The 21,648-nt window shown below is 58.8% G+C and carries 14 protein-coding genes and 1 pseudogene; 10 read left to right on the top strand and 5 right to left on the bottom strand.

The window, feature by feature from the left end; all coding sequences use genetic code 11:
* The first annotated feature begins 237 nt into the window (after positions 1–237).
* The 5 genes from KDX37_RS19380 (at position 238) to KDX37_RS19360 (ending at position 9,437) form a co-directional block, all read left to right on the top strand.
* Entirely contained in the window at positions 238–2,604 is a 2,367-nt protein-coding gene (locus tag KDX37_RS19380) for a membrane-bound PQQ-dependent dehydrogenase, glucose/quinate/shikimate family (RefSeq protein WP_231654319.1), read from the top strand.
* A gap of 231 nt (positions 2,605–2,835) precedes the next feature.
* Complete coding sequence (locus KDX37_RS19375; protein ID WP_231654318.1) at positions 2,836–4,401, top strand: sugar ABC transporter ATP-binding protein; 1,566 nt, start codon at positions 2,836–2,838, stop codon at positions 4,399–4,401.
* Position 4,402: 1 nt separating this feature from the next.
* Entirely contained in the window at positions 4,403–5,419 is a 1,017-nt protein-coding gene (locus tag KDX37_RS19370; protein ID WP_231654381.1) for an ABC transporter permease, read from the top strand.
* Between the two features lie 32 nt (positions 5,420–5,451).
* Positions 5,452–6,525, top strand: coding sequence for a substrate-binding domain-containing protein (locus tag KDX37_RS19365; RefSeq protein ID WP_231654317.1), 1,074 nt, complete (start codon positions 5,452–5,454; stop codon positions 6,523–6,525).
* Positions 6,526–7,049: 524 nt separating this feature from the next.
* Complete coding sequence (locus KDX37_RS19360) at positions 7,050–9,437, top strand: TonB-dependent receptor plug domain-containing protein (protein WP_231654316.1); 2,388 nt, start codon at positions 7,050–7,052, stop codon at positions 9,435–9,437.
* 67 nt (positions 9,438–9,504) lie between these two features.
* On the opposite strand, the gene KDX37_RS19355 is transcribed toward KDX37_RS19360, so the two are convergent.
* The 3 genes from KDX37_RS19355 to KDX37_RS19345 form a co-directional block, all read right to left on the bottom strand.
* Positions 9,505–9,969 (bottom strand): DUF3574 domain-containing protein, encoded by a 465-nt coding sequence (locus KDX37_RS19355; RefSeq protein WP_231654315.1) that lies wholly within the window; start codon positions 9,967–9,969, stop codon positions 9,505–9,507.
* A gap of 126 nt (positions 9,970–10,095) precedes the next feature.
* Entirely contained in the window at positions 10,096–12,174 is a 2,079-nt protein-coding gene (locus tag KDX37_RS19350; RefSeq protein WP_231654314.1) for a hybrid sensor histidine kinase/response regulator, read from the bottom strand.
* 173 nt (positions 12,175–12,347) lie between these two features.
* Positions 12,348–13,409, bottom strand: a complete 1,062-nt coding sequence (locus KDX37_RS19345) for an SDR family oxidoreductase (RefSeq protein ID WP_231654313.1) — start codon at positions 13,407–13,409, stop codon at positions 12,348–12,350.
* Positions 13,410–13,698: 289 nt separating this feature from the next.
* On the opposite strand from KDX37_RS19345, the gene KDX37_RS19340 reads away from it, so the two are divergent.
* From KDX37_RS19340 to KDX37_RS19330, 3 genes are all read left to right on the top strand, one after another.
* Entirely contained in the window at positions 13,699–14,208 is a 510-nt protein-coding gene (locus KDX37_RS19340; protein WP_231654312.1) for a sigma-70 family RNA polymerase sigma factor, read from the top strand.
* Positions 14,205–15,170: a FecR domain-containing protein gene (locus KDX37_RS19335; RefSeq protein ID WP_231654311.1), complete on the top strand. Its 966-nt coding sequence runs from the start codon at positions 14,205–14,207 to the stop codon at positions 15,168–15,170. The genes KDX37_RS19340 and KDX37_RS19335 overlap by 4 nt, the downstream gene beginning before the upstream one ends.
* Before the next feature lie 68 nt (positions 15,171–15,238).
* Positions 15,239–17,641, top strand: coding sequence for a TonB-dependent receptor (locus KDX37_RS19330; protein WP_231654310.1), 2,403 nt, complete (start codon positions 15,239–15,241; stop codon positions 17,639–17,641).
* 70 nt (positions 17,642–17,711) lie between these two features.
* On the opposite strand, the gene KDX37_RS19325 is transcribed toward KDX37_RS19330, so the two are convergent.
* Positions 17,712–18,149: a response regulator gene (locus KDX37_RS19325; protein WP_231654309.1), complete on the bottom strand. Its 438-nt coding sequence runs from the start codon at positions 18,147–18,149 to the stop codon at positions 17,712–17,714.
* A gap of 607 nt (positions 18,150–18,756) precedes the next feature.
* On the opposite strand from KDX37_RS19325, the gene KDX37_RS19320 reads away from it, so the two are divergent.
* Complete coding sequence (locus KDX37_RS19320) at positions 18,757–20,157, top strand: LLM class flavin-dependent oxidoreductase (protein ID WP_231654308.1); 1,401 nt, start codon at positions 18,757–18,759, stop codon at positions 20,155–20,157.
* Here KDX37_RS19320 and KDX37_RS19315 read toward each other — a convergent pair.
* Entirely contained in the window at positions 20,124–20,669 is a 546-nt protein-coding gene (locus KDX37_RS19315) for an ATP-binding protein (RefSeq protein WP_231654307.1), read from the bottom strand. The two genes, KDX37_RS19320 and KDX37_RS19315, sit on opposite strands and share 34 nt — an antisense overlap.
* Before the next feature lie 321 nt (positions 20,670–20,990).
* Here KDX37_RS19315 and KDX37_RS19310 point away from each other — a divergent pair.
* Positions 20,991–21,548, top strand: a pseudogene (locus KDX37_RS19310) (ABC transporter substrate-binding protein); the annotation flags it as partial.
* Positions 21,549–21,648: the final 100 nt, after the last annotated feature.

Below are 21,648 nucleotides of genomic sequence, written 5' to 3'. Positions count from 1 at the left end.
GCCTTCCCCCAGAGGCACGATGAACCCGTATCGTGCCGCTTTTATGGCTTTACTGCGTATTGCGCATCGAGCGGGCCGTCGATGAAGCCTCTCCATTGCTGCCAGGCCGCCAATTTTAGCCATCCCCTGTGGTCCAACTTCGAATCGGCGTAGCGACACGCCTGTTGCAGCGGTGCCCGCGTGCACGAGCGCTCGGCATCGCAGACTTTTTTGTTCAATAAACACAGGGCAGGGACGATGGTTCTAAAACTGACAAGTATCGTGATGGCGATACTGAGCATTATCTTGCTGGTCATGGGAGCGCAACTGGTGGCGGTCGGTGGCTCGCCCGCCTATTCGGTAATTGCCCTCGGCATTCTGGTCACAGCCGTGCTGCTGTTTCTGCGAAAGAAATCGGCATTGACGCTTTACGCGCTGATCCTCTGGGGTGTGCTGATCTGGATCGTTTACGAAGTCGGCTTTGATAAATGGCAGTGGGTGCCTCGCGGCGATCTGTTTGCGCTCATCGGTCTGTGGCTGGCACTGCCGTGGGTAGTGCGCCCGCTTTACCGGGCGCAGGTGCCTGCCGAAGGCCGTGCGTTTCATCCGTTTCTGGGCGGCACCCTGGGCGTGATGCTGGCCATCGTGATTGCCGTGATGTTTTACGATCCTTATCCTGTACAGGGCACGCTGGGCAATACCGCTGCTTTGCGCACTACCGATACCGCGGGCGACGATTGGGTCGCGTACGGCGGGACCAACAGCGGTCAACGCTTTTCGAACCTGAACCAGATCACGCCGCAAACCATCAAAACGCTGTCGGTTGCCTGGGAATATCACACGGGGGATCTGCGTGACGCCGACAAGGACGCCAGCGAATACACCTTTGAGGCCACCCCTCTGAAGGTCAACGGCAAAGTGTATCTGTGCACGCCACATAACGAAGTACATGCACTGAACCCTGAGACCGGAAAGGCTGACTGGACCTATACGCCGGACAAAAACCGTTCTTACCTGCAACAGCATCAGACCTGCCGGGGCGTGAGCTATTACCAAGCGCCACCGTCCAGCCTTCAACGTCCCGCGCAGTGCAGCAAACGGATCATCACCGCCACTGCCGATGCCCGCCTGCTGGCGCTGGATGCCGACAGTGGCAAGCTCTGCGCCGACTTTGGCAATGCCGGAGTCATCGACCTCAGCGTAAACATGGGCAAGCTGCGCCCGCATGCTCTCATGCAGACGGCTGCGCCGTTGATTGCGGGAGATCTGATCATTATCGGCAGCTCGGTCATGGACAACGGCTACGACCAGGGCAACCCTTCAGGCGTGATCCGGGCTTACAACGTGATGACCGGCGAGCTGGTGTGGAATTTCGATCCCGCCAACCCACAAAACACCCAGCCATTGGCTGGTGATGCCATCTACCCGCAAGACACGCCGGTGGCGTGGGCCACGCTGAGTGCTGACGTGAAAAACGGTCTGGTCTACGTGCCGTTCGGCAACGCTTCACCGGACGAAACCGGCACGCGTCGCGAGCCGGGCAGCAACACCGAGAAATTCCGCGACGCCCTGGCTGCGCTGGACCTCAAAACAGGCGCACTGCGCTGGACATTTCAGACTTCGAACAATGACCTCTGGGACCGTGATAACCCGTCACAGCCGTCGTTGATTGAACTGGGCAAAGAGGGCAGCCAGCAACCTGCTCTGGTGCTGCCCACCAAGGTCGGCAATCTGTTTGTGCTCAACCGGTTGACCGGCGAGCCGATACTGCCGGTCGACCAGGTCAGCGTATCGACCAAGGGCGGCATTGCGGGCGAGCGTTTTGCTGCGACGCAACCGGTATCCCGGCTCAATTTTATTCCCGAACCCCTTACCGAAAAGTCCATGTGGGGCGTCAGCCCGTTTGATCAGATGGCCTGTCGCACCACGTTCAATACCTTGCGCTACGACGGCAATCCGTGGACACCTGCGACTGAGTCGGGCTCGGTGATCTACCCCGGCAATATTGGTGTGTTCAACTGGGGCTCGGTGGCGGTCGATCCCGATCGGCAGCTTCTGGTCGCTGCGCCGGTGCGGCTGGCTTACGTCTATAACCTGATCAAGCGCACTGAACATGAACAGGAAAAGCGCCTGTTCACGCAGGATGGCAAGCCGTACTGGAACGAAAACTTCAACGGTGACTATGCCATTCGTATCACTCGACTAGCCTCAGGTCTGGGCATTCCGTGCACCGCGCCACCTTGGGGGACCATGGTCGGTGTTGACCTGAACACCGGCAAGACCAAATGGAAACGCAGGGTAGGCACCACTAAAAATCTGAAAACCACGTTCATGGAGCCACGCTTCCCGATTGGTTTCCCGGTGGGCATGGTGGCCCATGGTGGACCGCTGGTCACGGCAGGTGGTGTGGTCTTTCATGGTTCGACAGCGGATGACTTCTTTCGCGCTTACGACGTAAATACCGGCGAGCTGCTTTGGCAGTATCAGTTGCCAGCAGGCGGACAGGCGACACCGTCTACCTACCTCGGCGCTGACGGCAAGCAGTACGTGATCATTGCCGCAGGCGGTCATGGATCGTTGGGCACGACCTTGGGCGACAGCGTGATCGCGTTTCGCCTGAACTGATCGAGTCATTCACACCCGATGGGGCCGGACGCTTATGCGTTACGGCCCTTTTTTCATTCCGAACTGTATTCAAGTGCCAATAAAAACAGGCAGAGCTGGATTCTTATAACCAAAAAACATTTTCTATTCGATAGTGCTATTGGAATGTTTATAAGCAAGCGCTTTTAATCCCCGCCTCAACGTCCTGTCATCGTGGTCGTTTCAGCGATGGGTTTTGCCTGGAATCTGCTTATGAATGAACGTGCCACCCAAGCCATCGAACCCTTGATCGAGGTGCGTGGCCTGAGCAAGCACTTTGGTGTCAGTCGGGCGCTCGACGAAGTGGATCTGGCTATTTTTGCCGGGGAAGTCGTGGCCTTGCTGGGTGCCAATGGCGCTGGAAAGTCGACGCTGGTAAAGATACTTGCGGGCAGCTTGCCCCACGATGGTGGTGAGTTACGGGTTCAGGGCCAGCTTCAGCACTTTGCTTCGCCGATGTCGGCGAGGCGGGCCGGGATTGTGACCGTGCACCAACAGGTGGGCGACGGGATCGCACCCGGGCTGAGTGTGGCCGAGAACCTGGTGCTCGACGAACTGTGTTTGCCGGGAGCCGACTTCTGGGTCAACCGCAAACGCCTGCTGAGCCGGGCAGCACAAATTGCTGCGGGGCTGGGTCTGGATCTGCCGCTGCAGCAGCCGGTAGAACGACTCAGCCAGGCAGAGCAACAACTGATCGTCCTCGCCAGGGCTCTGGCGTTGCAGCCGCGCCTGCTGATTCTCGATGAACCAACAGCGGCGCTCTCGGATACCGAGGCACAGCGCCTGTTCACGCTGATCGACAGCTTGCGTGAGCGCGGGGTCGCCATTCTTTACATTTCTCATCGTTTGTCAGACTTGCAACGTATTGCGCAGCGCGCCGTGGTACTGCGGGACGGCAGGCTGGTGGGGCAATTCCCTGCGTCGCAATTGCGGCAGGCTATCCACGCCATGCTCGGTGAAGCACTGGACCGACAACCTTTTGTTCCGCGCTTGCCGGGCAGGCCGGTACTCAGCCTGCATGCAGCGCGGGTTGCGCAACACACGCCGCTTTTCGATCTGGTGTTGCACGAGCACCAGGTGGTCGCCATGACCGGTCTGCTTGGGGCAGGCAAAAGTGAAATTGCTGAAATGCTGTTCGGCTTGCGTGATCCGGCAGCCGGCCATCTACAGCTGGACAATGCTGACTGGCGCCCCGGCTCGCCACATGAGGCGATCAAGGCTGGCGTTTTCTACGCAGCAGAAGGGCGGGCCACTCATTCGCTGGTGCCAGACTTTTCGCTACGCAAGACCCTGACCCTGCCTTTTTTGGAGCGCTTCTCGCGCGGCGGTTTCATTCAGACCCGGCTCGAGGCTCAGGCGGTGAACGATCAGGTATTGGCGCTTGGGATCAAAAACCCTGGCATCGACCAGCCCATGAGCGCGCTGTCGGGCGGCAATCAGCAGAAAGTCATTATCGGTCGCTGGCTGATGGGCGGCGGGCGGGTGTTGATTCTTGACGAGCCGTTTCAAGGGGTCGATGTACGGGCCAGACGTGAAATTGGCCAGTTGTTACGCAACAACGCCGAAGGGCGCGCCACGCTGGTCATCTGCGCCGACATCGACGAAGCGCTGGACATTGCCGACCGTATTCTGGTGGTGAAGGACTACGCAGTGGTGGCCGATTACGATCGTGAAGACCTCACCCGTGCCGTGCTTTTGGCCAGGCTGACCCAAAGCGCAGACGCCGAGCATGGACATTTCCCGGATAGCGAATCGCCAAGGAGTAGAGCAATTGGCTGAAGTGATAACCCCCTTGAACCATGAGACTGCGCCATCCCATCGTTGGCGTGAGCCGTTGATTCGCTATGGGCTGTTGCTGGTGCTGGCCTTGATCGTGATCTTTTTCAGTGTCGCGGAGCCGGCTTTTCTGCGGGTCAACAACCTGTTCATCATTCTGCAGTCGGTCTCGATCGTCGCCTTGCTGGCGCTGGGCGTTACGTTGACCATGGCGGTAGGCGGGCTCGACCTGTCGATTGGCGCCGTCGCGGCGATGAGCCTGATGATTGCGAGTTATGTGATGGTCGTGCTCGGCTGGGGTGCCGTGCCAGCCGTACTGATCAGCCTGGCAGGAGGCGCGCTGGTCGGGCTTCTGAATGGCTGGCTGATCGTCAAACTCAAGATTCCGGACATTCTGGCGACACTTGGTAGCATGTTTCTGGTGATTGGCGTTCAGTTGATCCCGACTGGCGGGCGTTCGATTGCGGTGGGCATGACCCTGCCGAACGGGCGAGAAACAGAAGGCGTTTTCAGCAGTACCTTTCTGGCGCTGGGGCGAGGTCGCGTGTGGGATACCGTACCGATTCCAGTGCTGGTGACCAGCATCGCGGCAATAACGGTCTGGCTGTTTCTGGAACGTGCGCGCATCGGTCGGCTGTTCTACGCCATCGGTGGCAATGAGCAGGCCGCGCGTCTCGCTGGTGTACCGGTGCAGCGTTACAAGCTGCTGGCGTACGTGCTTTCGGCCGTGCTGGCTTCAGTCGGTGGTTTATTGCTGGCGGCCCGGCTGGGGCGGGGCGATGTCAGCTCCGGCAATGGGCTGGTGCTCGATGCGCTGGGCGCCGCGCTGATCGGTTTTGCCGTGCTCGGCGCTAAAAAACCCAACGCATTCGGCACCCTTGTCGGTGCGTTGCTGGTGGCCACGCTGCTCAACGGCCTGACCATGCTCAACGCGCCTTATTACGCTCAGGATTTCGTCAAGGGGCTGGTGTTGGTATTGGCCCTGATGTTCACCTTTGGTCTCGATCGGCGAACACGGTGATGACCCGTTTCAACCACTCACAAGGAGCATTCATGCAGGCATTCTTCAAGGGTCACACATTGTTAAGCACGGTCGTTCGCCGCTGCGTCGCCGGTGTCTTGCTGTCGGGTCTGGCGTGGCATGCTCAAGCTGACGTATTGCCGGGCGCGCCTGCGCCGTTCGACAAGGGCAAGGTGCAGATCGCCCTGGTGGGCTATTTGTCATCGGGCGACTTCCCTGAAGCCTATCTGCAAGGCGTGGAAAAACAGACTGCCGCGCTGGGCGCCACGTTGCGTGTGTTCGATGCCCGGCAGCAGGCGGCAACGCAACGGGAAATGATCGAACAGGCGATTGACCTGGGTGTGGACGGCATCATCGTGCAGCTCGGCCTGGCTGAAACCCTGCGGGACTCGGTCGATAAAGCCATCGCCAAAGGCATCAAGGTGGTCGCGTTCGACGTTGACCTGCAAAACCCCAAGGTCACGCAGGTCGAGCAGGATCATCACGCGCTCGCACGTCTTGCACTGGAGCAGGCACTGAAAGACAACGGCACCACGTTTGAAGCCGGTTACGTTTACATCAGTGGATTCACGCCGATGGAACGTCGCAATGAAATCTGGAATCAGGTCAAGGCCGCGAACCCAGGCATCGTGGAAAAGGCCCGCTTTGGCACGCTCAACCCGCCGATTGCCAATTCGGTGGCAGACCAGGCCAGCGCTGTGCTGCGGGCCAACCCAGGCATCAGCGTCATTTTTGCGCCGTTCGACGAGTTCGCCAAAGGCGCGAAAATTGCCGTGGATGAGGCTGGGCTGGGCTCGAAAATCAAGATTTACAGCGCAGACATTTCCACCGCTGATATTCAGATCATGAAAGAACCCGACAGTGCCTGGGTGGCGACCGCCGCGGTCAATCCGCAAGTGCTGGGCGCCATCAGCGTGCGCAGTCTGGCGATGCTGATTGCGGGAGAAAATCCAGGCCAGCGCGTGCTGGTGCCGCCGACGCTGATCACTCGTCAGCAGTTGCTGGACCTGGACGTGAAAAACGTTCGTGACCTGGCGCAGAAGGTACCGGCGTTCGGCGACGCGGCATCTATCGCCAGCCCGGCATGGATTCCCCAGAGCAAATAGGCGGATCCGCTCAACGCGTAACGAGTTTGCGCGTGCGTCTTTATCCTGGAGCATGGCAGGTGCCAGTCTCCGGGATTATTTAGACTAATTGCCCAATGCTTTACTGAGTCTGCTGAAAGATATCGGTATCAAAGGCAATCGCGGAACTGTACTTTCAGCCTTATTGTTATTACTCCTTGAGCTGGCTGTATTTGAGGATGCTCTCCCATTTACTGTTTGATAAACAACAGTTCTGTTGCCTGTCAAACAGTGATTAAGCACAGTTAATAGTTATGTTGTCAGCGATATATCCTAAGGCTTATTGGTTATTTTGCGCGGCGAACTGCTTTGTATAGTCTCGCCTTCAGGATTTATACACTTGCACGGAATGCCCACACGGCAAGGGCTGCAAGCCAGGCAACGCCGTTTCGCACTTTGATGTCCATTGATTTACTAAAAATTACAGCACGCCCAACGGTTGCGGTGTGCCGCGCAATCACGCCCGGCCCCGCAATAGTATGAGCGGCAACAAAAGGAGCTGCTTCATGTATCAGCGTTCACTTTCTTTGATTGCTGTGGCAGTTATTTCTGCGCTCACACAACTTCCGGCGCAGGCCGAAGAAGTGGCCGCAGCGGCCGACGACGGTAAACGTCTGGACACCGTTCTGGTGACCGGAACGCGAGGCAAGGCCCGTACGGTGCTGGACTCACCCGTACCGGTCGATGTATTGACCGCAGAGGACTTGAAGTCGGCCGGTGCCAGCAATGGTGAACTCGGGCAGGCATTACAGACGCTGTTGCCGTCGTTCAGTTTCCCTCGCCAGTCGAACTCCGGCGGTGCTGACCACGTGCGTGCTGCGCAACTGCGCGGCATGAGCCCTGATCAGGTGTTGGTGTTGGTCAACGGCAAGCGTCGACATACTTCGGCACTGGTCAATGATTCATCGAAAATCGGCCGTGGCACGGCGCCGGTGGACTTCAACTCGATCCCGATCAGCGCAATCAAACGCATCGAAGTACTGCGTGACGGCGCCGGTGCGCAGTACGGTTCGGATGCCATCGCCGGGGTGATCAATATCATCCTTGATGACGCACCGGAAGGTGGCGAGGTCTCGACGACTTACGGGGCTTATCACACGCATCAGGATGCCATCGGCAAGACTGTCACCGATGGTCAAAACAGCCTGACCACTGCCAAAGTCGGCACCCGGCTGGGTGAGGACGGCGGTTTCATTCGCGCAGGCACTGAGTACAAGGATCGTAACCCGACCAACCGTGCCGGCTTCGATGGTTTTGCCGATACCCCCGGCCAGCGCAATTACGTGATGGGCGACGGGCTGGCGAGGGACGTCAACGCCTGGTTCAACTCTGAACTGCCGATGGGCGAGGGGAAGGCCTATTCTTTCGGTACCTTCAATGAGCGCCACACGACCGGCGCGCAGTTCTATCGTTACCCCACGGATCAGCCACAGTTCTACCCCAACGGTTACCTTCCGCAATCGCTGGGCACCAACCGGGACTTATCGGCCACAGCGGGCTTCAAGGGCATGGCTGGCGAGGACTGGGACTTCGACAGCAGCATCACCCATGGTCGCAACCGCTTTGAGTCAGCCACACGACGCACCCTGAATGTCAGCCTGGGAAGCGACTCACCGACGCGTTTCGACACCGGAGACTACGAGCTGCGTCAGACCACTGGCAACCTCGACTTTACCCGTGAACTGCGTCTGGCTGGCCGTTCCTTCGTGCTGGCGCTGGGTGGCGAATACCGTTATGAGAATTACCTGACCACTGCCGGCGATGCAGCATCTTACGTGGGCAGCGGTGCCGAGGGTGCCAACGGGCTGAGACCCGGCGAAGAGGCAGACCTGGATCGTAATGTGTTTGGTACGTATGCCGAGTTGTCTGGCGACCTGACCGACCGCCTGTTTGTCGATGCGGCCACCCGCTGGGAGCGTTACGACGACGCAGGCAGCAAGCTCACCGGCAAGCTCAGTGGCCGTTATCGCCTGAACGATCAGTGGGCGCTGCGCGGCGCTGTCTCCAACAACTTTCGCGCACCGTCGCTGGCCCAGGTGGGTTTCCAGCACACCACCAGCAACTTCGGTACCGGCGGTGCGCTGACCGATATTCGTGTTCTGTCGGTCAATGACCCTATCGCCCGCTCGCTGGGTGCCGAGCAACTGAAACCGGAAACCTCGAAAAACTTCAGCCTGGGGCTCACCGCCCAGTTGAGCGAGCGCTTCGATGCCTCGTTTGATGTTTTTCATATCGACGTCAAGGATCGCATTACCCTGTCGCAGCGCATCGGCAGCGATGCGCTGGAGCAATACGTCAACGACAACTTTGGGGTTGCTGGTGTCCATGACGTCAACTTTTTCACCAACGCTGCCGACACCCGCACCAATGGCGCAGAACTGGTGCTCAACTACCACCAGCCGCTGTATCAGGGGCAGTTGGGGTTGACCAGCGCCTACACCTACAACCACACGCAGGTCACCAGGACCAAGGGCACGCCCTCGCAACTGACGCCTTTGGGGATAGGCAGCGACGCGCTGGTCGGTGTCGAGGAGCGCAACACGCTGACGGATGCTGCGCCACGGGATCGAATTGTGTTTTCGACCAACTGGGCCAGTGATCACTGGGGGTTGCTCGGACGATTGACACGGCAGGGCAAGACCACGCGGGTGTTTGATTTTGGTGACTCCCAGCCCGAGCAGACCTACGACCCGGTCTGGCAGCTGGACGCCGAGGTGCAGTACAAATTCACCCCACAGTTCGACGTTGCAGTGGGCGGTAACAACCTGACCGACCAGTACCCGGAACGCTCAAGTTCGGCCATCAACTACGGCGGCAATCTGCCGTACGATGTGCTGTCACCGATCGGCACCAACGGTGCGTATTACTACGCACGGGTCACTTACGGTTTCTGACGAGTACCGCTGCCTTCAGGGGCAGCGGTTACCGGTGACGGTGGTCAGGCTTAAGGACTCAGCGTATTCAGAACGAGACGTCGGCAGGCTGCGACAGACGCAATACCGAAAGATCACCGGTGATGCGCTTCCAGGCCAGGCGTATCGCCTCAATGTCCTTTTCGCGCTGGGCGCTGCTTTCGTGAAGGATCACGATGACTTTGGTGCCCAGACGCTCAGGTTCTTTGGCACCGTGATCACGCCACTGCCCATAGGCGTCCAGCACGCTGAAACCATCCGGAAAGCGCGGCGTGACCTCTTGATCAAGGAATTCACGCCAGCGCGCCGGGCTGATCGTGCCTTCCTGATTGCCATCGATTCTTCCCGTGGAAAAGTACAGCTCGGTGCGCAGCCACTGCGCTTGTGCCGGTCGGCTAGGATCGCCTTGCAGCGTCGAGCTGGCCGGGTCTTTGGTGTGCACGGCTGCGGGTGGTGCAAGGGCACAGCCGGTCAGCGCGAGAACCAGTGCGAGCGGCAGAAAATATGGGGGCATGTAACGTCCTTGATAGAGAAGGAAAGGGCAACGCGACCTGCACTATAACGGTCGCGTCCCGTCTCTATGAAAGACCTGAAAGGCAGCTTGATATAACTGTCACATCGGTACGAAAGGGGGCAGGTGTCAGGAACCAATGATTTCGCGAATCCGCGCGGCCATGGTGTCTACCGCGAAAGGCTTGGTCAGTACCTGCATGCCGACCGGCAGTTGCCCTTCACCAATGACTGCGTGCTCCGCATAGCCGGTAATGAACAGTACTTTAAGGTCGGGACGCAACATGCGCGCCGCTTCGGCCATTTGCCGACCGTTCATGCCGCCGGGCAAGCCGACGTCGGTGACCAGCAGATCTATCTGCACATTCGACTGCAGTACTTTCAAGCCAGCGATGCTGTCTTCTGCCTGAATGGCGGCGTAGCCCATGTCCTTGAGAATATCCGTCACCAGCATGCGCACGGTAGGCTCGTCATCGACCACTACCACTGTTTTTCCATGCTCGGCACGCAGGATCGGCCTTGCATTCACAGACCCTTCATCGGTCAGGCTTTCTCCGTAATGACGGGGCATATACAGGCAGACTGTGGTGCCCTCCGAAACCTGCGAGCGGATACGCACCTGTCCACCGGACTGGCGAGCAAACCCGTAGACCATGGACAAGCCCAGGCCAGTGCCTGAGCCAATGGGTTTGGTGGTGAAGAACGGCTCGTACACCCGCGCCATGACTGCGGGGGTCATGCCTGTGCCGTTATCGGTGATAGAAATCGAGAGGTATTGGCCTTCGGGGACGTCATACGTTTTGGATGTGTCCTGATCGAGGCGTACGTTGGAGAGCGCGATGGTGATCCTGCCACCGTCGGGCATCGCATCCTTCGCGTTCAGGCAGAGATTGAGCACCGAGTTCTCAAGCTGCGACGAGTCAACCAGCACCGGCCACACGTCATGCGCATCGATGATCTGCAGCGCGATGGCCGGACCTATCGACTGCCGAACAAGGCCTTCCATGCCACGGATCAATCGGTCAGCATCCACAGGTTTGGGGTCCAGCGTCTGACGCCGTGAAAACGCCAGCAGCCGGTGAGTCAACGCCGCCGCACGCTTGGCCGCGCCCTGTGCCGCCGTCATGTAGCGACTGACATCTTCCATTCGGCCCTGATTGATGCGGGCCTGCATCATCTCCAGACTGCCCGATATGCCGGCCAACAGGTTATTGAAGTCGTGTGCGAGCCCGCCCGTAAGCTGGCCCACAGCTTCCATTTTCTGCGACTGACGCAATGCTTCTTCGGTGATTTTCAGGGTTTCGAGCCGCTCGCGCTCCAGGGTGAAGTCGCGGCCTACGGCGTTGATCACCCCTCTGCCGGGCCGGGTCGACCAGGTGATCCAACGGTACGTACCGTCCTTGCGACGATAACGGTTATCGAAACGTGAGTATGAGCGCCCCTCGGCAGACAGCTGCGCGCCCTCGAGCGTGGTGTTCAGATCGCCGGGGTGAATGAAATCGAAGATCGTGTTGCCGACCAGTTCCGCTTCCGTCCAGCCCAGCACGTCAAACCATGCGGGATTGACCGACAGGATTTCGCCATCGAAACCGCAGCGCAGCATGATGTCCGAGGACAGTTCCCAGAGATCGTTTCGGTCACGGGTACGCTCCCGGACGCGTTGTTCCAGCGTCTCGTTGAGGGTTCGCAGCTGGTTTTCTGCACGGGTGCGCTCACGCTCGCTGATGATCCGGTCGGTGCTTTCGAAGCCTTGATTGAATAACCCCGCGATGCGGCCATCTTCGCCGCGAACAGGTGCGGCGCTGAAGTCCCAGTAAGTCATCTCAGGCTTGCCGCGCCGAATCATCGGCAGTTCGACGTCGCGCTGCGAAAAGCCTTCGCCAGTTTCCATGCAACGATAGAAGGGTGGCGAGACAACGTCCCATGCGGTGTCCCACACATCGGCAACCGGGCGGCCAAGAGCGCTCGGATGACGATCAGCCATGGATGCGATGTAGGCGTCGTTGTAGAGCATGATCAAGTCCGGCCCCCACAGCACCGTGCCCAGAACGGAGGAATTCAGGCACGTCGAGACAACCGAGCGAAGCGATTGAGGCCATGTATCCGGCGAGCCCAATGCCGTCGACCCCCAGTCATGAGCACGCATCCGGGCACCCATCTCACCCCCGCCACTGAGGAAGGGGTATGCAATATCCGTATCTTCAATCATTGGAGCAGGCTCATTATGCGGTTGGTGCAGCAGACGTCTGGCGAAGCCGTGCAGTTTATCCTGCAACTACCGGCAAAGCGCCAGCATCTTCCGACAGCGTGCCCTGGTGTTTCGGTTCAGCACCGACGGAATCGCTGGCGCTCTCAGCGCCACAGCAGGCTTGAGCAATGTGCTCAGGGTATCAGGCGGTCACGCTTCAACTGATCGAACACGTTGAAAAACGCCTCGTCGCTGGCCTGAAATGCCGTGAAGCCAAGCTTGCGGCTCTTGGACATGTCCGTTACCACCTCGATCGGACGCCCCAGGTCGGCGTCGGTGTGCCAAGGCGACGTGAGGCGGCTGATGTCACTTTCCTTGAGTTGGTGCTCGCGTGCGATGTCAGTCCAGACCGTTTGATCGTTGGCCATTTGTGACTCGAGCGGCGTCACCTCATCAGGGAAAGGCGCAGCGCTGATACCGAAATAATCGGCAATCTGTTCCCACATCCAGCTCCAGCGAAAGACGTCACCGTTAGTGATATTGAACGCCTGATTGGCAGCAGCAGGCGTGGTGGCCGCCCACAGTTGTTGTTGGGCCAGTTGCCTGGCATCGGTCATGTCAGTAAGGCTGTTCCACTGCACGCGCGAACCGGGGAACACGAACGGACGCCCGGTGGCCTTGCAGATTGTGGCGTAGACCGCGAGGGTGGTTGCCATGTTCATCGCGTTGCCAACCGCCACACCGGTCACGGTATGCGGACGGTGCACACTCCAGGTGAAGCCGTCTTTCTCTGCGGCAGCGAACACCTCGTCTTCCTGGGCGTAGTAGAAGTTTTCGATGTCCAGGCGCGGTTGAGTTTCACGAAACGGTGTATGGGGCAGGGTGCCTTTGCCGTACGCCTCGAATGGGCCGAGGTAGTGTTTCAAGCCGGTGACCAGGGCCACATGCTTCACGCTGCCAGCAGGCCGAACCGCGTCCAGCACGTTGCGCACCATGGCGGCGTTGACGCGAATATTTTCGGCTTCAGTGGCCTGGCGCGACCAGGTGGTAATGAAGACGTGGGTCGGTTTCAGTTCAGCCAGCGCAGTGTTCACAGACGCTGGATCCTGCAGGTCTGCAGCCACCGGAATTACGCCTTCCGCCTTCGAAGGGCTGCGCGAAAGGGCCGCGACCTGCCAGTTATTCTCCAGCAGCAACTGAGTGATTGCGCTGCCGACGATGCCGCTGGCTCCTACAACCAAAGCGGTCTGAGTCATGGGGTATCTCCTTTAAAGGCATGAAAATGAATGAAACGTCGTGGAGTTTCAGACCGTACAGGGCGTGAGGGTTCAACCGGATCGCTCTGGCGTGGCACTTGTGGTCTTTGTCAGGCGGAACGTGGAAGGGCGCGCTGAAGGGCATCTGTCAGCAGAGTTTTGGCGGTCCCCAGCCGACCTGCCAGTCAACTCATTGCCAGCACATGCAAGAGAAATAGCTTGGTTTCTGCATAAGACACTAATTAGAATCAGTCTCATTTACTGCATCCAACGCCCAAGGCTCTTTGACATGAATGAAGCAGTGACGCCAGCGGGGTACTCGCTCAATGCCCTTTACCGCGACCATCATGGTTGGCTGGAGAGCTGGCTGCGCAGGCGTATGGGTAACGCATGGGATGCTGCGGACCTGAGTCAGGATACCTTCCTGCGAGTGCTATCCAGCTCTCAGCAGATCGCCGATCTGCAGGAGCCTCGGGCCTATCTGCTGACCGTTGGCAAACGGCTGCTGAGCAACTTCTACGCGCGTCGCAGCCTGGAGCACGCCTACCTTGCTGCGTTGGCACAGTTGCCGGAAGAACATGTTCCGTCGCCTGAACAGCGCTGGTTGTTGCTGGAGACGCTGCAGGCCCTTGATGAACTGCTTGATGGTCTTTCTGCGGTAGTGCGCCGCGCGTTTCTATTGAGTCAGCTCGAAGGGCTCGGGTACCGGGAGATTGCCGAACGCCTGCGCGTGTCCGAGCGCACCATCAAGCGTTACATGACGCAAGCCTACGAGCATTGCCTGCTGGTGGACTGGTGATTCGCTCGGCACCTTCCAGTGAAGAGCGTGAGGTGCTGCGCAGCGCTGCACAATGGCTGGCGCTGCTGGAGTCGGCAGACGCGAACGATGAGGACCACGTCAGGCTGCAGCACTGGCGCGACAGCTGCCCTCGCCATGAGCGCGCCTGGCAAAAGGCGCAACAATTGCGCCAGCGGTTTTCCGGTTTGCCTTCTCAGTTGGCGATGGCCACGCTTGACCGCCCTGACAAATCCCGCCGCGCTGCGCTAAAAACTGCGCTTGGCCTTGCGACGCTGGTCCCGGCAGTCTGGCTGCTGGGACGCCAGATGCCGCTGGACAGTTGGCGTGCCGACCTTTCGACGTCCATTGGCGAGCATAAAAATATCACGCTTGCCGACGGCAGCACGCTGCAATTGAACACCGACAGTGCCGTCAACGTGGATCTTGCAACTCGCACGCTCGCGCTGCTACGCGGTGAAATTTCGCTCAAGGTGCCGGGTAACGCGCCGCTGGCGATCGCCAGCCCATATGGTCGTATCGTCGTCAGTCAGGGCGAAGTCTGCGTGCGCCTCAGCGAGAGTGATTGTCGTGTTTCGGTGGTCAACGGTACGGTCAGATTGCAGCCTCGACAAGGACCTTCAATAGATCTGCGTGGGCAACAACAAATCGCGTTGCAAGCAACCGGTGCAGGCGCGATCAGTGGGTTCGACGCCCAACTGCCTGGCTGGCGCGAAGGCGTACTGTCCGCGCAGAACCAGCCTCTCGGCAGTTTCTTGCGTGAACTGGGTCGTTACCGGTCCGGCTTGCTGCGTTGGGAGCCCGAGCTGGAAGCGCTAAGGGTCACAGGCAGTTTTCGCCTCGACGATACCGACCGTGTGCTATCGCTGTTGGCTGCCACGCTGCCGTTGGAGGTGCATACACGAACCCGTTATTGGGTGACGCTGGTACCGCGCAATAACAACCGACCAAAAAATAATGCATGAAGCGTGTCCCTTTTTTTCGCCTCGCTGGTCATTCCAGGCAAGTGAACAAAATACGAGAGCTTCCCTTCATGTCCGCAGTTCCTCCCTATCGTTTGCGCCCGCTGCTGCACATCAGCCTTTTGCTGACTCTGGGTTCCAGTCCGCTGTTCATCGCGCCGAGTTGGGCCGAAACCTCGGAGCGTCGTGCCTATGAAATCCCAGCGGGCAGTCTCAGTGCTGCCCTGACACGTTTCGCCGGGCAGGCAGGTGTCAATCTGTCGTTGGATCCCGCGCTGGTGAACGGCCGCAGCAGTGCCGGATTGTCCGGAGACTTTGCGGTCAAAGAGGGCTTTGCGCGCCTGCTGCAAGGCTCTGGTCTGCAATTGATGTCAGTGGGTGAGCAGGCCTATACCCTCATGCCTGCGCCGGAGAACGGCAGTCTGCAACTGGCGCCCACTTCGATTCTCGGTGACAGTGCGTCAACCGACGGCCAGGCGTACGCCGGTGGTCAGGTCGCTCGGCGAGGTTCTCAGGGCATGCTCGGTTCGCGGGATTTCATGGATACGCCGTTCAGCATGACCACCTACACCCGCGAAACGGTGAAAAACCAACAGGCCCGTACGCTAGGCGATCTGATCGCCAGCGACCCCTCGGTGCGTGCCACGAACCCTGCCGGCGGGCGCTATGAGCAGTTCACTATTCGTGGGTTCAGCCTGTTCAACAGCGATGTGTCCTACAACGGCCTGTACGGCATCTTGCCTACTTATACGATCGACATGGAAATGGCCGAGCGAGTGGACATTCTCAAAGGCCCGAGCCAGATGATCAATGGCATCTCGCCACGCGGAAGCGTTGGCGGCGGGATCAACGTAGTGCCCAAACGCGCCCCGGACAAGCCACTCACCGAGTTCACCGGCAGTTACGCTTCGGACAGCCAGGTTGGCAGTGCCGTGGACATTGCCCGCCGCTTTGGCGACGAGGACAAGTTCGGCATCCGTTTCAATGGCGTGAAGCAGTCCGGTGACACGGCGTGGGATCACCAGAATGTGAACCGGGAAATGGCAGTGCTGGGGCTGGACTTTCGTGGCGAGCGACTGCGCCTGTCGACAGATATCGGCCACACCGAACGGGACACCGATGCGCCGCAGGAGCGGGTGCAGATTGGTGCAAGCGCCAAGGTGCCGAACGCCAACGACGTGCGCAAGAACTACGCCCAGTCCTGGAGTTACGCACACACCAAAGACACCTTCGGCACGGTAAACGCCGAATACGACCTCAACGATTCAACCCTGCTCTACGGCAGTGTGGGTGCACGCAAGAGTAATCACGATTTCCTGCGCCACGCGGTGTCCATCACCAACGACGCGGGCGACTTCAGCGTTCAGCCACGCGACTTCACCCGCGACGAAAATGTCCGCACGGCGACGGCTGGGGTGCGCAATTGGTTTCATACCGGTCCGGTCAGCCATGAGGTCAATCTGGCTGCCAGCTATTTCTACATGGACTTCGAAAATGGCGGGGCGCGCTACGCAGCGGCGCCCAGTAATCTGTTCAATCCGGTGCCGACGCCGACGCCGGGCAACCCGACCCGCATTGACTCCGAGGTGTACACGGAAAACAGATTCAGCGGCCTGGCTTTGACCGATACACTGGGCTTTTTCGATGACCAGCTGCTGGTGACCCTGGGCGCACGCTGGCAACGTGTGAAAGTCGATGACTGGACAGACAACGTCAAAGGCGCAACGGCCTACGATGAGGAGAAAGTTTCGCCTTCCGGTGGCGTTCTGTACAAGGTCAGCGATGAGCTGTCGGTTTACGCCAACTACATGGAAGGCCTCAGCCAGGGCAAGATTGCACCTTCGACGTCGGTCAACGAAGATCAGATCTTTCCGCCTTTCGTCAGCCGTCAGATAGAAGTCGGCACCAAGTACGATCTGGGCTCCTTCGCCCTGACCGCCAGTGTGTTCCGCATCAAGCAGCCTGCGTACGAAACCAACGCCACAACCCGGCTCTTTGGTCCCAACGGCAAGCGGCAGAATGACGGCGTTGAGCTAAGCGTTTTCGGTGAGCCGCTCAAGGGCTTCCGTCTGCTTGGCGGTGTGATGTACATCGACAGTGAGCTCAAAGAAACCGTCAATGGCGCATTCGATGGCAACCGTGCGCCCGCCACACCCAAATACAACGTCAATCTGGGTGCGGAATGGGACGTACCGAACGTTCAGGGCCTGACGTTGACCGGCCGGGGCATTTACACCAGTTCGCAATACCTGGATCAGGCCAACACCAAAGACATCGACTCATCGGAGCGCTTCGACGTAGGCGCACGCTACGCGTTCAAGGTCGATCAGAAGGATGTCACGCTACGCGCCAGTGTCGAGAATGTAATGAACAAGCATTACTGGAGTTCCGCCGGTGCCTCCGACGACAGCGAGCCAGGGCTGACACTGTCGACCCCGAGGACCTATCTGATGTCCGCGACTGTCGGCTTCTGACGCTGGCCGACACGTTCGTGCCGGTTCAGCATGATGCGCGCGATCAGCGCTGGATTGGGCGAGCAGGCGGTCAGCTGGGTTTTTCAGCCGAAAGATTGTCCATGTATTCGGAGCCCAGGCTGTTCATCACCCCGGAAACCAATTGAGTGATAGTCCACGGCTTGGCGATGAACAGCACGTCCTTTTTCAACTGGTCACTGCCAGGCGTGCCGTGACCGGACATCACCACAATAGGGATGTGCGACCATTGCTCGCCCACGCGATTGGCCAGCCCGATACCGTCCATGCTGCCAGGCATGCGCACGTCGGTCAGCAGCAAGGCGACCTGATTGGTGTGCTGCTGGAGGTAGGTCATCGCTTCGTCGGCGTTTTCCACGGCCTTGGTCCGCAACCCCGCGTCCGTCTCCAGGATTTCACAGACGAAGTCGCGGATCATCTGCTCGTCTTCCACGACCAATACCACGCTCTGGTCTGACGGAGAGTTTCCATACTGCTGTGATTGAGCCATTTCGTGTTCCCTCAGCCTTGCATTCAACTAACTAAAAGCCTTGCAACGTCCTGTGAGATCGTTGCTCCTGCCCATCTGAACAAAACGAGGTGGGAAAAATTCATATTTTTCTGAAAACAATGGATTAAGCGCGACTGGTACGCAGAAAAGGGTTTGACTGATTGCGCTTCGCTATCATCTTCACGACTTGAATAGCGCAGCCAAACAGACCGCGCAACAGCGGTCTTGAACCCATCGGCATCGGCAGCCTGAACACTGTTCAAATGGCAACAGCGAATGGGCAGATTGCAGCCATGTAGACAGCGGCCGGCTATGACGCTTCGCGAATTCAATGCCAGTGCGAGGGCATTTGTGCGTGGCATGGTCGCTGCATAGTTGCCTGTCAGCGCACCAAGGCCCGCGCAAGACCGGCTTCATGAGTCAACCCGGTCATCAGGTCGCGTGCGGCCATTCATGGATGCCTGCTTATCCTCGCGACACCTCAACCCATCCGCCTGCCACCTTTCTGCGTAACCCGGGTCATTACGGATCACACGCCGGCCAAGGCTTTCGTTGGTGGACCGTGCGTCAAGGCGTTGCGAACAATGTTCACAAAGGAGTGTTTTCAGTGCCCAAGCAACTGCACGTGAATCTGTTTGAAATGAATTGCGTCAGCCATATCGTTCATGGCCTTTGGGTGCATCCCGATAATAACCGGCACCGCTTCAATGACCTGGAATACTGGACCGAACTGGCCCAGCTGCTGGAGTACGGCACATTTGATGGTGTGTTCCTTGCCGACGTGATCGGTACCTATGACCGGTACCGTGACGGGCCGGAAACTGCGCTCCGTGAAGCGATGCAGATTCCCAGCAACGACCCGCTGCTGGTGATTCCGGCAATGGCGGCCGTGACGAAGAATCTGGGGTTTGGTGCGACATTCTCCACCACCTATGAGCCACCCTTTGCCTTTGCCAGGCGCATGAGCACACTCGACCACCTGACCAAGGGTCGGATCGGCTGGAATATCGTCACGTCTTATCTGCCCAACGCCGCTCGCAACTTTGGACACGATACCGAAGTAGTTCACGACCATCGTTACGAAATCGCCGACGAGTACCTCGACGTGCTCTACAAATTGTGGGAGGGCTCGTGGGATGACGATGCGGTGATTCAGGACCGCGAGCAGCGTATCTACACCGATCCGGAAAAAGTGCGCTACATCGATCATGTCGGTGAGCACTTCAAGGTGGCAGGCCCGCATCTGTGCCAGCCTTCGCGGCAGCGCACGCCGGTCCTGTTTCAAGCCACAGGATCGCCCGCCGGGATCGAATTTGCCGGACGCCATGCCGAGGTGGTCTTTACCGGCGGCGTGGACACGGCGGCAGTCCGCGCTGGCATCCATGCAATGCGTCAAAAGGCGATAGCCCATGAGCGCGATCCGTCTGGCCTGAAGTTCATTGTCATGGCCGGGGTCATTGTCGGTCGTACTGATGAGGAAGTCAGCAACAAGCTCGACAGCTACCGCAAGCTGATGAGCGTCGAGGCCTCACTGGCTCACGCTCAATCGGCGGTTGACCTGACCGCCTATCCGCGGGACACCCTGATCAGCGAGCTGATCATCCGACAGGTGAAAGGCTGGCAGAGTCTGAAGCGTCATCCTGAAGGGGCAACGGTCGGCTCGGTACTCGCGCAACTGGAAGGTTTCAATCGGGAACGGTTTTTTGTGGCGGGCACGCCAACGGTCGTGGCCGATGCGATTGAAAAATGGCTGGACGTGGACGGCATTGACGGCATCAATCTGCGTCAGTATCTGTCCTTTGAGACAGCCCGGGATTTCATCGAGCTGGTGATCCCGGAGCTGCGTCGAAGAGGTCGTTTCCGCGAGCGCTACAATGAAGGTGAAACACTGCGTGAACGGCTGTTTGGGGCCGGGCAGGCGCGCTTGCCCCACGACCACTTCGGCGCCCGTTATCGCGACCCCGCAGCGCTGCGTCAACCCGCATCGCCGTTGCGCTTTCCGTCCTGAACCGTTGATGGGTGGCCTTGAGCGCATGTGTCGACGTATTCAATGTTCGCGAAGCCCTCATCAGTATGTGGCGGCTCAAGCATGTTGAATACGTTGCGCACCGCGTCTTCAGGCACCACCTTGTCAGCTGAGCGGCAGTTGTTCCGAAAAAGCGCAATCTCAAGGCTCGCCTGAATCAGTACGCCGGTTACAGGTACGCTGTGCTGCATGGCCAACGCCATGATTTTCTCCCGGTGCTGCGCCTTGGGCAACGCAGCGTCGAAGATAATGGCGCGGTTCCCCAGTCGCTCGATATTGTTACGAATCCACGTGGATTTTCCGGCCCCTTGCACGCCTATGACGAGGTAAAGCCTGGTGCCCGGTTCGGCCTTGCTCAAGGCCGTATCCAGTTCGGCATAGGCATGCTGCCAGGCTCGCTGATTCCGCTCGGGAGTAAATACTCGGCCATCTGGTGTCTCGAGGTAATCATCCGGATTGATCACGATTGGCTGTAGAAAATCAGGCGTCCGCATTTTTTCTCCACGGGCATCAAATGCTGTATTCAAACGCCCGGAGCCTTGTTGCGCAACCAGACTCGTTCATCCATGCCATGAAAAAAACCCCCTGTTGCCACACCAACAGCACCTGCGCACATTGTCGTTTTTTGAAAGCGGAGATGGCCGCTCCTCCGCGGTTTTGCTGCCCGAAAAACCCGGCATGTCTTGTGCAATGGCCCTGTTTCCGAACTAAAGGCATCAGGACCCATGCGAAAAGACGACCTGTATGTACGGCGTGATAGCCGGCTCAACGGCCAGCCATCCACGCTGCTGATCCACCTCAAGCCCTTGGTCGGCATGGTTGCTTTGTGCGGCGTTCTGCTGGGCTGCAACCAGACCGAGTCCACCACAGCCCGTAGCGACAAGCCTGTCAGCGGCGGCACGCTGGTATACGCCACGGACCGCGAACCCACGTGCCTCGACCCCCATGTGGCCGGTGACATGCCGCAGGTGTTCGTCGCGCAACAGTACCTCGACTCACTGGTGTCGATGGATGCTGAAGGACACATCGGTCCATGGCTCGCCAAGCGTTGGGAAGTGTCTGACGACGGTCTGTCGTACACCTTCCACTTGCGCGAAGACGTGCGCTTTACCGACGGCACGCCGTTCACGGCGGCTGCCGTTAAAGCCAACCTTGATCACATGGCCAACCCGAAGACCCAGTCCAGCACCGCGGGAGGCTACATTCGGCAATACCGCAGCACGGATGTGCTGGATGACTACACGGCTGTCGTGCACCTGGCGACGCCGTATGCCGCATTTCTCGAGGTTCTGGCTCAAGGCTTTCTCGGCATTCAGTCACCTGCGGCGTTGCTGCGCTCGCGAGACGTGAATTGCGAAAGCCCGGTCGGCAGTGTAATACTGTTCACTTAAGCATTTGAGTCCAGGCCGGGCTTTATAGAGAATCCGATGTCAGACCTCTGGCATCGGATTTTTTATGCCCATTCAGCAGCAA

This window comes from Pseudomonas californiensis (assembly GCF_021147775.1).
Classification (GTDB): Bacteria; Pseudomonadota; Gammaproteobacteria; order Pseudomonadales; family Pseudomonadaceae; genus Aquipseudomonas; species Aquipseudomonas californiensis.
Note: the sequence above shows the minus strand (reverse complement) of the source record. Positions and strands in the feature narration are given on the sequence as shown.

What these genes read in the sequence shown, in the direction of transcription:
- KDX37_RS19380 (WP_231654319.1), top strand. Translation starts at nt 238, where the DNA reads ATGGTTCTAAAACTGACAAGTATCGTGATGGCGATACTGAGCATTATC.
- KDX37_RS19375 (WP_231654318.1), top strand. Translation starts at nt 2,836, where the DNA reads ATGAATGAACGTGCCACCCAAGCCATCGAACCCTTGATCGAGGTGCGT.
- KDX37_RS19365 (WP_231654317.1), top strand. Translation starts at nt 5,452, where the DNA reads ATGCAGGCATTCTTCAAGGGTCACACATTGTTAAGCACGGTCGTTCGC.
- KDX37_RS19360 (WP_231654316.1), top strand. Translation starts at nt 7,050, where the DNA reads ATGTATCAGCGTTCACTTTCTTTGATTGCTGTGGCAGTTATTTCTGCG.
- KDX37_RS19355 (WP_231654315.1), bottom strand. Translation starts at nt 9,969, where the DNA reads ATGCCCCCATATTTTCTGCCGCTCGCACTGGTTCTCGCGCTGACCGGC.
- KDX37_RS19350 (WP_231654314.1), bottom strand. Translation starts at nt 12,174, where the DNA reads ATGATTGAAGATACGGATATTGCATACCCCTTCCTCAGTGGCGGGGGT.
- KDX37_RS19345 (WP_231654313.1), bottom strand. Translation starts at nt 13,409, where the DNA reads ATGACTCAGACCGCTTTGGTTGTAGGAGCCAGCGGCATCGTCGGCAGC.
- KDX37_RS19340 (WP_231654312.1), top strand. Translation starts at nt 13,699, where the DNA reads ATGAATGAAGCAGTGACGCCAGCGGGGTACTCGCTCAATGCCCTTTAC.
- KDX37_RS19330 (WP_231654310.1), top strand. Translation starts at nt 15,239, where the DNA reads ATGTCCGCAGTTCCTCCCTATCGTTTGCGCCCGCTGCTGCACATCAGC.
- KDX37_RS19325 (WP_231654309.1), bottom strand. Translation starts at nt 18,149, where the DNA reads ATGGCTCAATCACAGCAGTATGGAAACTCTCCGTCAGACCAGAGCGTG.
- KDX37_RS19315 (WP_231654307.1), bottom strand. Translation starts at nt 20,669, where the DNA reads ATGCGGACGCCTGATTTTCTACAGCCAATCGTGATCAATCCGGATGAT.